General features: G+C 69.2%; 11 protein-coding genes and 2 pseudogenes. 7 read left to right on the top strand and 6 right to left on the bottom strand.

What is annotated here, in order from left to right:
- The 4 genes and pseudogenes from CAP38_RS15395 to CAP38_RS12360 form a co-directional block, all read left to right on the top strand.
- A pseudogene (locus tag CAP38_RS15395) lies at window positions 1-363 on the top strand (hypothetical protein); the annotation flags it as partial.
- A gap of 34 nt (window positions 364-397) precedes the next feature.
- Window positions 398-1,960: a methyl-accepting chemotaxis protein gene (locus CAP38_RS15570; protein WP_086121699.1), complete on the top strand. Its 1,563-nt coding sequence runs from the start codon at window positions 398-400 to the stop codon at window positions 1,958-1,960.
- A 66-nt stretch (window positions 1,961-2,026) separates the two neighbouring features.
- Window positions 2,027-3,523 (top strand): M20 family metallopeptidase, encoded by a 1,497-nt coding sequence (locus CAP38_RS12365; protein WP_086121698.1) that lies wholly within the window; start codon window positions 2,027-2,029, stop codon window positions 3,521-3,523.
- Window positions 3,524-3,539: 16 nt separating this feature from the next.
- Window positions 3,540-4,409, top strand: a complete 870-nt coding sequence (locus tag CAP38_RS12360) for an alpha/beta hydrolase (protein WP_256924443.1) — start codon at window positions 3,540-3,542, stop codon at window positions 4,407-4,409.
- A 5-nt stretch (window positions 4,410-4,414) separates the two neighbouring features.
- Here CAP38_RS12360 and CAP38_RS12355 read toward each other — a convergent pair whose 3' ends face one another.
- Together CAP38_RS12355 and CAP38_RS12350 are read right to left on the bottom strand one after the other, a co-directional pair.
- Window positions 4,415-5,149 carry a 16S rRNA (uracil(1498)-N(3))-methyltransferase gene (locus CAP38_RS12355; protein WP_086121697.1) on the bottom strand — a complete coding sequence of 245 codons (735 nt, stop codon included), beginning with the start codon at window positions 5,147-5,149 and terminating at the stop codon, window positions 4,415-4,417.
- 11 nt (window positions 5,150-5,160) lie between these two features.
- On the bottom strand, window positions 5,161-6,252 hold the full coding sequence (locus CAP38_RS12350) for an aminoglycoside phosphotransferase family protein (RefSeq protein WP_179188542.1): 1,092 nt from the start codon (window positions 6,250-6,252) through the stop codon (window positions 5,161-5,163).
- 134 nt (window positions 6,253-6,386) lie between these two features.
- Between CAP38_RS12350 and CAP38_RS12345 the strand changes: the two genes are divergently transcribed.
- The 3 genes from CAP38_RS12345 to rsmA are packed head-to-tail and all read left to right on the top strand — an operon-like array spanning window position 6,387 to window position 10,859.
- Entirely contained in the window at window positions 6,387-8,753 is a 2,367-nt protein-coding gene (locus CAP38_RS12345; RefSeq protein WP_256924442.1) for an LPS-assembly protein LptD, read from the top strand.
- A complete protein-coding gene (locus tag CAP38_RS12340) occupies window positions 8,746-10,095 on the top strand; it encodes a peptidylprolyl isomerase (protein WP_086121695.1) in 1,350 nt (449 codons plus the stop codon). The genes CAP38_RS12345 and CAP38_RS12340 overlap by 8 nt, the downstream gene beginning before the upstream one ends.
- Window positions 10,092-10,859, top strand: a complete 768-nt coding sequence (rsmA, locus tag CAP38_RS12335; protein WP_086121694.1) for a 16S rRNA (adenine(1518)-N(6)/adenine(1519)-N(6))-dimethyltransferase RsmA — start codon at window positions 10,092-10,094, stop codon at window positions 10,857-10,859. The genes CAP38_RS12340 and rsmA overlap by 4 nt, the downstream gene beginning before the upstream one ends.
- A gap of 194 nt (window positions 10,860-11,053) precedes the next feature.
- On the opposite strand, the pseudogene CAP38_RS12330 reads toward rsmA, so the two are convergent.
- From CAP38_RS12330 to CAP38_RS12315, 4 genes and pseudogenes are all read right to left on the bottom strand, one after another.
- Window positions 11,054-11,449, bottom strand: a pseudogene (locus tag CAP38_RS12330) (barstar family protein); the annotation flags it as partial.
- 49 nt (window positions 11,450-11,498) lie between these two features.
- Entirely contained in the window at window positions 11,499-11,957 is a 459-nt protein-coding gene (locus CAP38_RS12325) for a ribonuclease domain-containing protein (protein ID WP_086121692.1), read from the bottom strand.
- 190 nt (window positions 11,958-12,147) lie between these two features.
- Window positions 12,148-14,475: an NADP-dependent malic enzyme gene (locus CAP38_RS12320; RefSeq protein ID WP_086121691.1), complete on the bottom strand. Its 2,328-nt coding sequence runs from the start codon at window positions 14,473-14,475 to the stop codon at window positions 12,148-12,150.
- A gap of 132 nt (window positions 14,476-14,607) precedes the next feature.
- Window positions 14,608-15,198: an MOSC domain-containing protein gene (locus tag CAP38_RS12315; RefSeq protein WP_256924441.1), complete on the bottom strand. Its 591-nt coding sequence runs from the start codon at window positions 15,196-15,198 to the stop codon at window positions 14,608-14,610.

The raw sequence follows: 15,198 nt of genomic DNA, 5'->3' as shown, positions 1-15,198 counted from the left end.
ACGGCGGTGGCGCAGCTCGACCAGATGACGCAGCAGAACGCGGCGCTGGTGGAAGAGAGCGCGGCCGCGGCCGAGAGCCTGAAGGACCAGGCCAGGCGCCTGGCCGAGGTGGTGCAGGTCTTCCGCCTGGAGGCGTCCGCCGCCGCCTACTCGGCAGCACCGACGGCCAGCGTGGCCCCGACGGTCGCTTCGCGCCCGACGCCCCCGGCCCGACCGACCCCGGCAGCGGCCGTCCGACCCAAGACCCCGGCAGCGCCGCAGGCAGCAGCGCCCCGTGCGCCTGCGACCCCCAAGCGGGCCGCTGCCGCGCCGACGCCCGCTGCGGCGACCGCCACCGCCGAAGGCGACTGGGAAAGTTTCTGATCCTGCCGCCCCCGATTCACCCAGGAGGGTTCCCATGCAAGCCTTGATGCGCCAGTTCTCCATCCGTACCCGCATGCTGGGCGCCATCGCTGTGGTGCTGGCCCTGCTGGCCGTCATCGGCGGCGCCGGTCTGTGGGGCATGGCCCGGCTGCAGGCGGGCAACGAGCACTTTGCCGAACATGCGTACGCCGAGTCGGTCACGCTCTCCCGGGCCCGGGTGGCGATCGGTGATCTGGGCCGCCACGAGCGCGACATGATCATCAACTACGAGAAGGCCGAGAAGGTCCGCGAATCCTTCGCGGCCTGGAAGGCCGCGCTGTCGCGCACCGAGCAGGAACTGCGCGGCATGACCGAAGGCGATGCCGACGACGACAACGTCATCATCGAGAAGATGCTGGTGCAGCTGTCGGTCTATGCCAAGGCCATGGAGCCGGTGGCCGCACAACTCGAGGTCGGTGGCTACGACTCGGCCACCGTGGCCAACCGTGTGCTGGCCCCGGCCCACCAGGAATACCAGTCCATGGTGGAGAACCTCGACAAGGTGGCCGCCATCATCGCCAGCGAGGCCGAGGCCCAGCTGGCGGCCGATCGCAGCACGGCCGCCACCATCTTCTGGATCTTCGGCGGCGTGCTGCTGGTGGCGGTGCTGGTGGTCGTGCCCACCACGCTGGCCAACATGCAGAGCATCTGTGGCCCGGTGGACGAGGCCCGGGCCGTGGCCACGGCCATCACCGGCGGCGACCTGACGCGGGGCGTGCAGGTCACCGGCCGCGACGAGCTGGCCGACCTCCTGAAGGCCCTGGGCGAGATGCAGGGTTCGCTGGGCCGGATCGTCGGCGAGGTGCGCAGCACCACCGAGAGCATCAGCACCGCCAGTGCCCAGATCGCCACCGGCAACCAGGACCTCTCCACCCGCACCGAACAGGCGGCCGGCAGCCTGCAGCAGACGGCGGCCAGCGTGGAGCAGATCAACGACACGGTGCAGCAGAGTGCCGATGCCGCCCGCCAGGCCAGCGACATGGCCCGCGCGAATGCCCAGGTGGCCACGCGGGGCGGCGAGGTGGTGTCCCAGGTGGTGACCACCATGGACGACATCCAGCGCAGCAGCCAGAAGATCGGCGACATCATCGGCGTCATCGACGGCATTGCCTTCCAGACCAACATCCTGGCGCTCAACGCGGCGGTGGAAGCCGCGCGGGCCGGCGAGCAGGGCCGCGGCTTTGCGGTGGTGGCCGGCGAGGTGCGCAACCTGGCGCAGCGCAGCGCGCAGGCGGCCAAGGAGATCAAGGGCCTGATCGACGCCAGCGTGTCCAAGGTCGGCGAAGGTTCCCGGCTGGTCAGCCATGCCGGCCAGACCATCGGCGAGATCGTGGACAACGCCCAGCGCATGTCCAGCTTCATCGGTGACATCACCGCTGCGGCCCAGAACCAGTCCCAGGGCATCGGTCAGGTCAACTCTGCCGTCAGCCAGCTCGACCAGATGACGCAGCAGAACGCGGCGCTGGTGGAGCAGAGCGCCGCCGCGGCCGAGAGCCTGAAGGAGCAGGCCGAACGCCTGGCCTCGGTGGTGCGGGTTTTCCGACTGCAGCAGGCCTGATCGTCCCGTCCCTATACTGGTTGGGTGTATGCGCGGTGGCCGGTGCCACCGTGTCAGGAGACGCCCATGAACGCCCCCTTGCCTGCCGGCGTGCTGAACGCCGACACCCTGCAGACCCATGTCGATGCCCACTGGCGGGACCACATCCTGCCCGCGCTGGTGCGCTATGTGGAGGTGCCGGCGAAATCCCCCGCTTTCGATCCCGACTGGGCCCGTCACGGCCTGATCGACCGGGTGCTGCAGGACGCCGCCGACTGGGTGGCTGCCCGCCGTGTGCCCGGCCTGTCGCTGGAGGTGATCCGCCTCGACGATGCCCAGGGCCGTCCGCGCACCCCGGTGCTGTTCTTCGAACTGCCCGCCAGCGCCGGCCGCGACGGCACGCCCGCGCCTGCGTCGGGCCAGACGGTGCTGATGTACGGCCATCTGGACAAGCAGCCCGAATTCAATGGCTGGCGCAATGACCTGGGTCCCTGGACGCCCAAGATCGAGGACGGCAAGCTCTACGGGCGCGGCAGCGCCGACGACGGTTATGCGGTGTACGCCAGCATCGCGGCCATCGAGGCCCTGCAGGCGCAGGGCGTGGCCCATCCGCGCATCGTCGGCCTGATCGAGACCAGCGAGGAGAGCGGCTCGTTCGACCTGCTTCCGTACGTGGATGCATTGCGCTCGCGCCTGGGCGATGTCGGTCTGGTGATCTGTCTGGACAGCGGCGCCGGCAACTACGACCAGCTGTGGCTCACCACCAGCCTGCGCGGCATGGCCAGCGGCGTGCTCAAGGTGGAGGTGCTGACCGAAGGCGTGCATTCCGGCGACGCCTCGGGCGTGGTGCCATCGAGCTTCCGCATCATGCGGCAGGTGCTGGACCGGCTGGAGGACAGTGCGACCGGTCGCCTGCTGCCCTCGGTGTTCCATTGCGAGATCCCGGCCGAGCGCGTCGCTCAGGCCCGGGCCACGGCCGCCATCCTGGGCGACGAGCTGCACCGGCGTTTTCCGTGGGCCCACCACGACTGCGGCGGCTCCACCGTGTTTGCCCTGCCCACCACCACCGACCCGGTGGAGGCCCTGCTCAACCGCACCTGGCGGCCCACGCTCAGCGTCACCGGCGCCGAGGGCTTGCCGGCGCTCAGGGATGCCGGCAACGTGCTGCGGCCCTACACCGCCTTCAAGCTCAGCCTGCGCCTGCCCCCGCTGGTGGACGCCGCCCAGGCGGTGCAGCAGCTCAAGGCGCTGCTGGAGGACAACGCGCCCTACCAGGCCCGTGTCACCTTCGAAGGCGAAGGCGCGGCCAGCGGCTGGAACGCGCCCGCCACCACGCCCTGGTTCGAGCAGGCCCTGCAGGACGCCTCCCAGGCGCATTTCGGTGCCGGCTGCGGCACCATCGGGCAGGGGGGCACCATCCCGCTCATGAACCTGCTCAGCCAGGGCTTCCCCACGGCGCAGATGATGGTCTGCGGCGTGCTGGGGCCGCGCAGCAATGCCCACGGCCCCAACGAGTTCCTGCATCTGGATTACGCCCGGCGGCTGACCGCCAGCGTGGCCCAGGTGATCGCCCGCATGCCCTGACCGGTCGGAGCCCGACGTGACCGACACCACCCAGGCCCCCTTCGTCCTGCGCGACGGCCTCAACCTCGCCCTGTACGACTGGCCCCTGCCCATGCGCTGGCGGCCGCGCGGCGTGGTGCTGATCGTGCACGGGCTGGGCGAGCATGCGTGGCGCTACGACCCGCTGGCCCAGCAGCTCAACGAATGGGGGTTCGCGGTCCGGGCGTATGACCAGCGAGGTCACGGCGAATCGGCCGGTCCGCATGGCGGCATCCCCTATGAAGACGCGCTGCTGGACGACCTGCACGAGCTGGTCGAAGACACGCGCCATCACATTGCCACGCCGTGGTCGTGCCCGCTGATCCTGCTGGGACACAGCATGGGTGGCCTGGTGTCGGCGGCCTATGTGCAGCGCCACCTGGGTGCGGCGCGGCCCCTGGTGGATGCGCTGGTGCTGTCGTCCCCGGCGCTGGACCCCGGCATCGGCTGGATCAAGCGCCGGCTGCTGGACCTGATGCTGCGGGTGGCGCCCGACCTGGCCCTGGGCAACGGGCTGGATGCCAGCAAGATCTCGCACAGCGCTGCGGTGGTGCAGGCCTACCAGCGCGACCGTCTGGTGCACGACCGCATCAGCGCGCGGCTGGCCCGCTTCATCCAGACCCGAGGCCCGCGCGTGCTGGCCTCGGCCCCGCAGTGGAACCTGCCCACGCTGCTGCTGTATGCCGGCGATGACCGCCTGGTCGATCCCCAGGGCAGTCACCGCTTCGCCAGCGCTGCACCTTCGCGCTGGGTGCAGGCCCGCCGGTTTGACGGCCTCTACCACGAGATCTTCAACGAGGCCGACAACGCCCCGGTCACCGACGCACTGCGCACCTGGCTGGACCGGCTGGTCCCGCCCGACCGCTGACCGCCCTAGAGTACGGCCAGGCTGAGGGCCGCCAGTGCCGCCGTTTCGGCGCGCAGGATGCGCGGCCCCAGGGTGACCGGCAGGAAACCGGCCGTGCGGGCCTGGGCGTCCTCCGCCGGGGACAGGCCGCCTTCGGCACCGCTCAGGAACACCACCGGACGGTCCGCTGCCACCTCGGACAGCACCTGGGTCAGTGGCCGGGTGCCTTCGGCCAGCGACAGCACGCAGCGCAGCGGGCTGTCCGCCGGATCGCCGGACTGCGGCGCGGCCAGCCAGCGCGACAGTTCCTGCACCGGCTGCACCTCGGGCAGCCGGTTGCGGCCGCATTGTTCGCAGGCGGCCTGGGCCACGGCCTGCCAGTGCGCCTGCTTCTTCCGGGCCCGCTCGCCCTGCAGGCGAAGCACGCCGTGGGCCGTGTGCAGCGGAACGATGCCGGCCACGCCGACCTCGGTGGCTTTCTCCACCAGCCAGTCCATGCGCTCGTTGGCCGGCATGCCCAGGGCCAGCCACACCGGCCGTGACGCTTCGCGCTCGATCGGCTCATGGCGCTCCACCCGCACCTGCACCCGGCTGCGGCCCATGCTCAGCACGCTCGCCTGCCACTGACCGCCCCGGCCATCGAACAGGGTGATGGCATCGCCCGGCTGATGGCGCAGCACCTGTACATGGCGGGCCGCCCCCTCGGGCAGATCGATCTCGGCCCCGGCGGTCAGCGGGGCGGGGCAGTACAGGCGCGGCATCGGGGGCAGCTTCAGACCCGGCCGAAGGCGAAGCCGGAAGCGGCCTGAAGCCCTTCCACCTCGTCGATCAGGCGCAGCAGGGGTCCGAGCTCGCGGTAGCGGTGGGCGGTGGCACGGATGTAGCCGATGAAGCGCGGCGCATCGGCCAGGTACTTGGGCTTGCCGTCGCGCAGCGTGATGCGCGCAAAGATGCCGGCCACCTTCAGGTGGCGCTGCAGGCCCATCCATTCCACCGCGCGGTAGAAGGCGCCGAAATCGCTGTGCCAGTCCTCGAAGTCCATCAGGCCGGCCTTGCGGGCCTTCTCCCAGTAGCGCACCGTCACATCGATGACGAAGTCCTCGTCCCAGCTCAGGAAGGCGTCGCGCATCAGGCTGGCGATGTCGTAGGTGACCGGGCCGTGCACCGCGTCCTGGAAGTCCAGCACACCCAGCTGCGTGGCCGGCGTGCTGCCCGGCTCGCGCAGCACCATCAGGTTGCGCGGCATGAAGTCGCGGTGCACGAACACCTGGGGCGCGGCCTGCACCCGCTGCACGATGGTGTCGAAGGTCCTGCCCAGCATCTCGGCCGCGCTGCCCTGCAAGGTGATGCCCTTGTGGCGGCCCAGGTACCAGTCGGGGAACAGCTGCAGTTCGCGGCGCAGCAGCGCCTCGTCGTAAGGCGGCAGCACGCCGGGCCGCGAGGCGACCTGCCAGGCCAGCAGCGACTCCACGGCGGCGCGGTAGGCCGGCAGGTTGGCCGCCGGCTGCTCGGGCAGGATCACGTCAAGCAGGGTCTGGTGGCCCAGGTCGTCGAGCAGCATGAAGCCCTGCGCCTCGTCCCAGGCCAGGATCTGCGGCACCCGCAGGCCGGCCTCGCGCATCAGGCCGGCAATGCGCACGAAGGGCTCGCAGTTCTCCTGGGCCGGCGGCGCGTCCATGACGATCAGGCTGGATCCGCCGGCCGCGTCGATGCGCAGATAACGCCGGAAGCTGGCATCGGCCGAGGCCGGACGCAGGCTGGCGACGACCAGACCGTGGCGCTCGGCCAGCGGTTGCAGCCAGGCGCTGAAGGCGGCCTCCCGTTGCGGGTCGGCCCAGGCGACAGCAGAAATGGAGGAGGTCATGGGGAGCGGCGGGACCCCGGCAGGGGCCATAGGATAATGGCCGTCGATTCTACAAACGCCCCATCGGCCTCCCCTTGAAACGCCGCGCGCCACTGCCCCCGATTCCTGATGCCGAGCCCGGTCCGGTGCGGCCCGTGACTGCTGCCGTGCGCTGGTTGGGCACCTGTGTGGCCGGCGGTCTGCTGGGGGTGGCCGCGCAGGCGCAGAGCGTCGAGTCGCTGCAGCTGCGCCCCAGCCCGCAACTCTCCGAACGGCTGGATCCCGGCGCCGTTCAGGAAGCGCCCACCTTCGTCAGCGGTGACCGCATCGAAGGTCAGACCGAGTCGAACACCGTCGTCGAAGGCAACGCCGAACTGCGGCGACACAACAGCGTGATCCGCGCGCAGCGCCTGGAGTACGACGCGTCCACCGGTGACTCGCGCGCCGAGGGCGACGTGATGATCAACCGCAATGGCGACCGCTTCAGCGGCCCCGAACTGCGCCTGAACACCGACACCTTCAAGGGCACCTTCTTCCAGCCCTCGTTCCAGCTGCTGAGCAACGGCGGGCAGGGTGATGCCAGCCGGGTCGACTTCCTGGACAAGGACAACGCGGTGGCCTACGACGCCCGTTACTCCACCTGTCCGCGCACGCCCGGTGCCGACTGGATGCCGGCCTGGATGGTGCGTGCCAGCAAGATCGAGTTCGACAATGTCGAGGAGACCGGCCGCGCCACCGGCGGTGTGCTGGAGTTCCAGGGCGTGCCCATCCTGGGCGCGCCCTACCTCACCTTTCCGCTGTCCGACACACGCAAGTCGGGTTTCCTGCCGCCCAGCATCGGGCTGGACAGCATCAGCGGTCTGGAGGTCACGGTACCGTACTACCTGAACCTGGCGCCCAATTACGACCTCACGCTCTATCCCACGCTGCTGTCCAAGCGGGGCGTTGACCTGGGCGCGGAGTTCCGTTACCTGCAGCCCGACTTCAACGGCCAGGTGCGAGGCTCCTACATGCCGTCGGACTCCCTGCGCAACCAGGACCGCTGGGGCTACTCGCTGCAGCACCTGCAGAACCTCGCGGGTGCGCTCAACCGCGCCGGGGGCCGGGGCTCGCTGGGCCTGAACCTCAACCTCAACCGGGTCAGCGACGACGACTACTGGCGCGACTTTCCGCGTACCCTGCCCACGCTGACCACCCGCCTGCTGCCCAGCGACGCTGTGCTGTCCGGCGGCAGCGGCGCCTGGAGCTACAGCGCCGGCGCCTACACCTGGCAGACGCTGCAGGACGTCACGGCGCCGATCACGCCCCCCTACGACCGCATCCCGTCGCTGATCGCCAGCTATGGCCCGGGCGAGACCGAGGGCGGTCGCTGGCAGGGCATCAAGCCGTCGCTGTACCTGGAGCACACGCGCTTCGAGCGGGACCTGCGTTTTGCCATCGACCAGCCCAACGGCTCGCGCAGCCTGGCCATCGCCAGCCTCTCGCGCCGCTGGCGCAGCCCGGGCTGGTTCATCCAGCCGGGGGCCAAGCTGCACCTCACCCAGTACCAGTTCGATCGGCCGCTGACCAACGGCGCCACCTCGGCGTCGCGCGCCCTGCCCACCGTCAGTCTGGACACCGGCCTGGTGTTCGAGCGCGATGCCCGCTATTTCGGCCGCAACTTCGTGCAGACGCTGGAACCCCGCGCCTACCTCACCTGGACACCGTTCCGCGACCAGAGCCTGCTGCCCAACTACGACTCGGCGGCGGTGGACTTCAACTTCGCGTCCATCTTCAGCGACAACGTGTTCGGCGGCAACGACCGCATCACCGATTCGCGTGCACTCACCGTGGGCGTGAGTTCCCGTCTGCTCGATCCGCGCGACGGCGCCGAAATCGTGCGGCTGGGCCTGGCCCAGCGCTACCTGCTGCGCGACCAGAACGTCTTCCTGCCTGGTGGAGCGCCGGTCACCGAGCGCTTCAGCGACGTGCTGCTGGCCGCCCGGGTGCAATGGACGCCGCAGTGGCTGGTCGACACCAACTTCCAGTACAACCCGACCATCAAGGACTCGGTGCGCACCACGCTCCTGACCCGCTACATGCCGGGGCCGTACCGCGTGCTGAGCGCGGCCTACCGCCTGCAGCGCGGCAGCAGCGAGCAGTTCGACGTGGGCTGGCAATGGCCGCTGAGCCTGCCCTGGTCCGACGCGGCGCCCGGCCGGGCCACGCCCGGTCAGGCCCTGGGCCCGGGGCGCTGGTACAGCGTGGGCCGCATCAACTACAGCGTGCCCGACCGCAAGGTGGTCGATCTGGTGGCGGGCTTTGAGTACGATGGCGGCTGCTGGATCGGGCGCATCGTCCTGGAGCGTCTGCAGCGCAGCGCCGCCACCGCCGCCCAACGCATCCTGTTCCAGCTCGAATTCAACGGCTTCTCCCGCATCGGGTCCAGCCCCCTGCAGACCCTCAGGGACAACGTCCCGCGCTACCAGTACCTGCGCGAAGAGACCCTGCCGTCACCCAGCCGGTTCCAGAACTATGACTGATCGCACCTCCCTGTCCCGACTGTCCGCCCTGGCTCTGGCCGCCCTGCTGGTGGCCGGCCCGGCCCTGGCCCAGAACACGCGTGCCCCGGCCGCCGCACCCACGGCCGCCCGCACCGCCGACTTCATCGTCGCGCTGGTCAATTCCGAGCCGGTCACCAACAGCGAGATCCGCCGGCGTGCCCAGCGCATCGCGCAGCAGCTGGCCCAGCGCGGCGGCCCGCAGCCCACGCGCGAGCAGCTGCAGGCCGAGGTGCTGGAGCTGCTGATCACCGAGCGCGCGCAGATGCAGCACGCCGCCGAGGTCGGCATCCGTGTGAACGAGAACGAGGTCGACGAGGCCGAGAAGGCTGTGGCGGCCCAGAACCAGCTCAGCCGCGACGAATTCCGGCGTCGCCTGACGCAGGACGCCGGCATCGACATCGCCCAGTTCCGAGCCGACATCCGCCGCGAGCTCACCCTGCAGCGCCTGCAGGAGCGCGAAGTGATCAACAAGGTCACGGTCAGTGAAGCCGACATCGACAACCACCTGCGCGACCAGCGCCCGGCCAACAACCCGGATGCGCTGGAACTCAACCTGGGCCATGTGCTGGTGGCGGTGCCCGAGGGCGCGTCGGAAGCCCAGGTGCAGGCGCTGCGGGCCAAGGCCGACGAGGCCGCCCGGCGCGTGCGGGCCGGGGAGGACTTTGCCGTCGTGGCGCGCGAGATGTCCGACGCACCCGAGCGCGCCCGGGGCGGCACCTTCGGCATGCGACCGTCGAGTCGCCTGCCCGAGCTGTTCGTCAACGGCGTCAAGGATCTGCCGGTGGGTGGCGTGGCCGGTCCCCTGCGCAGCCCGGCCGGTTTCCACGTGCTCAAGGTGGTCGAGAAGCGCACCGCCGGCGTGGATGCCACCGTGACCCAGACCCGGGCCCGTCACATCCTGCTGCGGCCATCCGCCCAGCTCAGCCAGGCCCAGGCCATCGAGCGGCTCAACACGTACCGCCAGCAGATCCAGTCCGGTCAGGCCCGGTTCGAGGACCTGGCCCGCGAGCACAGCGCCGACGGATCGGCTGCCGGTGGCGGCGATCTGGGCTGGGCCTCGCCGGGCCAGTTCGTGCCGGAGTTCGAGCAGGCCATGGATGCCTTGAAGCCGGGCGAACTGTCCGCGCCGCTGGTCTCCCGCTTCGGGGTGCACCTCATCCGGGTGGACGAGCGTCGCCAGCAGGCACTGAGCCAGCGCGACCAGCGCGAGACGGTGCGCAACATCGTGCGCGAGAAGAAGGCCGCCGAAGCGCTGGAGCTGTGGGCGCGCGACCTCCGGGCCCGCGCCTACGTCGAGATCCGCGAAGAACCCCAGCTGTGAGCCATGTTGCCCGCAAGCGCTTCGGCCAGCACTTCCTGACCGACCACGGCATCATCGACGCCATCGTGGCCGCCATCGCCCCGGTGGCGGGTGAACCGGTGGTCGAGATCGGTCCCGGCCTTGCCGCATTGACGCAGCCGCTGGTGGAACGCCTGGGGCGGCTGACCGTCATCGAGCTCGACCGCGATCTGGCCGCCCGGCTGCGGGCCCATCCGCAGCTCGAGGTGGTGGAGTCCGACATCCTCAAGGTCGACATCACGGCCCTGGCGCAGCGGCTTCAGGCCCCGGGATCGCTGCGCATCGTCGGCAACCTGCCGTACAACATTTCCACGCCCATCCTGTTCCACCTGCTCGACCATGTGGCGGTGGTGCGCGACCAGCACTTCATGCTGCAGAAAGAGGTGATCGACCGCATGGTGGCGGCACCGGCCACCGCCGATTACGGGCGGCTGTCTGTCATGCTCCAGTGGCGCTACGCCATGGAGAACGTGCTGTTCGTGCCGCCCGGCAGCTTCGATCCGCCTCCCAGGGTGGACAGCGCGGTGGTGCGCATGGTGCCGCTGGCGCAGCCGCCGGCCATCGATGTCGGTCTGTACGGCGAGCTGGTGCAGACCGCCTTCAGCCAGCGCCGCAAGATCCTGCGCAACACCCTGGGCCGCTGGCTCGATGCGCGCGGCTTCGCCGGCGGGTTCGATCTGCAGCGCCGCGCCGAAGAGGTGCCGGTGGCCGAATACGTGGCGCTCACCCAGGCCGTCCAGGCATGAAAAAAAGCCGCTGGGCTCAGCGGCTTTTTTTCATCAGGTCACGGGCTTCAGGCGGCGTTGAGCCAGTAGCCGGCATTGAACGGGCTGCTCATGCGCAGCGCCATGGGGCTCACGTCCAGGATCTTGTCGGTGGGCATGGGCTCCTCGCTCTGCACCTCGATCGGCTCTTCACCCTTGGGCGTGCGGGCCACCGAGAAGGAGTAGAAGCAGCGGAACGGGATGCGGCGGTCGGACCAGTAGTCGGCGGTGTCGCGGAAGATGTCGAGCAGCTGCTCGCGGGCTTCCTTGTCGAACTTGGAGTGGGCCGGGATGTGCTCCAGCACCACGATGAAGCCGGTCTGCGGACCCGACTTGTGCACCATGTCCGTCATGCAGTCGTAGAGGGCGTCGAAGTTCTTGCCGAAGTGCGGCGGCAAGGTGTACTGCGCAGCGATCAGCTCCAGGACGTCCTGCTTGCTCTGTGCTTTGGCCAGGTTGGCGTAGAGGAAGTGATGACCCAGCTGTTCGGCGGCAGCCTGCAGTTCCTTCACGCCGAAGGCGCGAATCGACTGAACGATGTTGGTTCGTACATTACGAAGTGGCGTGTCCATCTCCGCGCTTCTTTCCACAGTCAAAGTTAAAGATCCAACGACCCCGGGGTCACCGCACGATCAGCCGGAAGCTGGCGTAGTGGTCCTCGGTGTAGTAACACGCATCCGGCTGCCGGGGCTCCTGCCCGCCGCAGACGATACGCCGCGCCCCCCGATGCTTCAGCCCTGGGGTGGGCACGGTGTATTCCCGGTAATAACCCCGCTTCTCCCGGGGCAGCAACCGTTCGCGGTTGAAAAACACGGTTCCGTCCTTTTCATAACGGAACGGGCCCCCTTGCAGGATCTGACCCATCACCTGCTGACCCTGGACCGGCAGCCCGGACAACGCGATGGTGGTCCCGGTGACGGCGCTCGAGGGCGTCGGATCCGGCGTGCGGGCCTGCACCACGATGGTGCTCAGTACCGCGGTCAGCCCTGCTGCCAGTGCCGCCGCCAACGCCGCCTTGAAGCCCTTGCCGGCCCGGTGCCGGCCGCCGCTGCGCTGGGGACGGATCTGCCACAGACCCATGAACGTTCGCTGCTCCTGAAGTGATCAACCCGCCATCTCCAATGCGATGGAGAGAGGCGGGTTTACCCTGAAATTCAAGACCGCGAGTGTGCCCTAACCAGCCCGGAAATGCAAGTTATTGCACAAAAAGCGGGCACCCGGAAGGGCCATCAGGCCCTTGCTAAGTTGGTGCCCGCTTGCGTGGAGAGGCTCAACGCGAGGCGTTGGCGTCGGCCACCGTGAGGGCTGTCATGTTGACGATCCGGCGCACCGTGGCGCTGGCCGTCAGGATGTGCACAGGTTGTGCGGCACCCAGCAGGACCGGCCCGATGGCGATGTTGCCGCCGGCCGCCGTCTTGAGCAGGTTGTAGGCGATGTTGGCCGAATCCATGTTCGGCAGCACCAGCAGGTTGGCCGAACCCTTGAGGGTCGAGTTGGGCATGAGGGCGGCCCGGGCATCGGCGTCCAGGGCCACGTCGCCGTGCATCTCGCCGTCCACTTCCAGCCACGGGGCCTGTTCGCGGAGCAGCTCCAGGGTGCGGCGCATCTTGACGGCCGAAGGCTGGCTGGACGACCCGAAGTTGGAGTGGGACAGCAGGGCCACCTTGGGCTGCAGGCCGAAACGCATCATCTCCTCGGCGGCCATGACCGTGATCTCGCAGAGCTGTTCCGGGGTCGGGTCGTGGTTGACATGGGTGTCGACCAGGAACACCTGCCGGCCGGGCAGCATGAGGCCGTTCATGCAGGCGTACACCGGGATGTCCTGCGGGGTGCGCGGGCTGCCGCCGACGCGCTTGCCGATCACCTGGTCGATGTACTCCAGGTGGTTGTGGGTGTTGCCCCAGGTGCCGCAGATCAGGCCATCCACTTCGCCCTTGTGCAGCAGCATGGCGCCGATCAGGGTGAGGCGGCGGCGCATCTCGATCTTGGCCAGTTGCTGGGTCACGCCCTTGCGCTCGGTCATGCGGTGGTAGGTCTGCCAGAAGTCGCGGTAGCGGTTGTCCTGCTCGACGTTGACCACGTCGTAGTCGAGCTCCTCGCGCAGGCGCAGGCCGAACTTCTCGATGCGCTGGGCGATCACCGCCGGGCGTCCGATCAGCGTCGGGCGGGCCAGGCCTTCGTCCACCACGATCTGGCAGGCCCGCAGCACCCGTTCCTCTTCGCCCTCGGCATAGGCCACCCGCTTGCGGGCCGCCACCTTGGCCGCTGCATAGATGGGCTTCATGATGGTGCCGGAGGCGAACACGAAGCTCTGCAGCTTCTCGCGGTAGGCGGCCATGTCGGTCACCGGACGCAGGGCCACGCCGCTGTCGGCGGCTGCCTGGGCCACAGCCGGCGCGATCTTGATCATCAGGCGCGGGTCGAACGGTTTGGGAATCAGGTACTCGGGGCCGAAGGCCAGCTTCTCGCCGGCATAGGCAGCAGCCACCACCTCGCTCTGCTCGGCCTGGGCCAGCTCGGCAATCGCGTGCACCGCGGCGATCTCCATCGCGTCGGTGATGGTGGACGCGCCGGCGTCCAGCGCACCCCGGAAGATGTAGGGGAAGCACAGGACGTTGTTGACCTGGTTCGGGTAGTCGGTGCGGCCGGTCGCCATGATGGCGTCGTCGCGCACGGCCTTCACGTCTTCCGGCGTGATCTCGGGGTTGGGGTTGGCCAGCGCGAAGATCAGCGGGCGCTCGGCCATGGACTTCACCATCGGCTGCTTGAGCACGCCGCCGGCCGACAGGCCCAGGAAGATGTCGGCGCCGGCGATCACCTCGGCCAGGGTGCGCTGCTCGGTCTTCTGCGCGAACTGGATCTTGTCCTCGTCCATCAGCTCGGTGCGGCCCTCGTACACCACGCCGGCCAGGTCGGTCACCCAGATGTTCTCGCGCGGCAGGCCCAGCTTGACCAGCAGGCCCAGGCAGGCCAGGGCGGCAGCACCGGCGCCCGAGGTGACCAGCTTGACCTGCCTGATGTCCTTGCCCACCACCTTCAGGCCGTTGAGGATGGCCGCACCCACCACGATGGCGGTGCCGTGCTGGTCGTCGTGGAAGACCGGGATCTTCATGCGCTCGCGCAGCTTGCGCTCCACGTAGAAGCAGTCGGGGGCCTTGATGTCCTCGAGGTTGATGCCGCCGAAGGTGGGCTCCAGCGAGGCAATGATGTCGACCAGCTTGTCCGGGTCCTTTTCGTTGATCTCGATGTCGAACACATCGATGCCGGAGAACTTCTTGAACAGGACCGCCTTGCCCTCCATCACCGGCTTGGCCGCCAGCGGGCCGATGTCGCCCAGGCCGAGCACGGCGGTGCCGTTGGTGATGACGGCGACCAGGTTGCCGCGGCTGGTGTACTTGAAGGCGTTGACCGGGTCGGCCACGATCTCTTCGCAGGGAGCCGCCACACCCGGCGAGTAGGCCAGGGCCAGGTCGCGCTGGTTGGTGAGCTGCTTGGTGGCGGCAATCGCCAGTTTGCCCGGCACCGGTTTCTCGTGGTACTCGAGTGCGGCACGGCGCAGCTCGGCGCGTTTGTTCTCGGGGCTGTTGTCCTTGTTCATCCGGTGTCTCCTGGCGTGTGGATTCCTGCCATGTGAAAGCAGAATTCGCATTCTAAGTTCGGACCCGGGAAAACCCGGTAATCCAGTCCGCACCCCGGGGTCGCAGGGCTTGTGACATTTCGGCGGGGAATCTCAGTCCCGCAGGTGTTTGAGCCGGCGGGCGGCAAAAGCCTCGTCCACCCGCAGACCGCGCGGACCGGGGCGCAGTTCCACCGGATCACCGGCCTGAATCCGGCCGGGCCGGACCACCGACAGGTAGAAGCCCGGGTTGAGCGCGTCCATCATGCGTTGACCCGCGTCCTTCAGGCCCATGCGGGCGTTGAACTTGAAGCAGGGTTCGCGTGGCGCCGTGATGCGCAGCACCGCATCGGGCAGGTGCAGTTCGTCGCCGATCCACAGCGCGTTCTCCAACAGACCCTGCACCAGCAGGTTCTCGCCCAGGGCCCCCGGCGGCAGCGGGTCGTCGAGCAGGCCGCCGCGCTGGGCCTGCCAGAACGGGTAGTGTTCCTGCGGGTAGGCATAGACCGCCTTGTCCAGGCCGCCGTGCACGCTGGGGTCGGCCTGTTCATCGCCCTCCAGGCCGAGCGGGCCCAGGGCCACCGGCCCTTCGACGGCGGTCTTGCCGATGGCCGAGAGGAAGCTGCGTCTGCCGATGATCAGTGGCCGGGCCTGGCCGATGCAGACGTGCAGCACACGCATGGCGGCCGACGGGTCCGCTGCCAT

It is taken from the genome of Hydrogenophaga sp. IBVHS2, assembly GCF_002127215.1.
In the GTDB taxonomy this organism is placed as follows: Bacteria; Pseudomonadota; Gammaproteobacteria; order Burkholderiales; family Burkholderiaceae_C; genus Hydrogenophaga.
The sequence above is the reverse complement of the archived record's forward strand: the minus strand, read 5'-3'. Positions and strand labels throughout refer to the sequence as shown.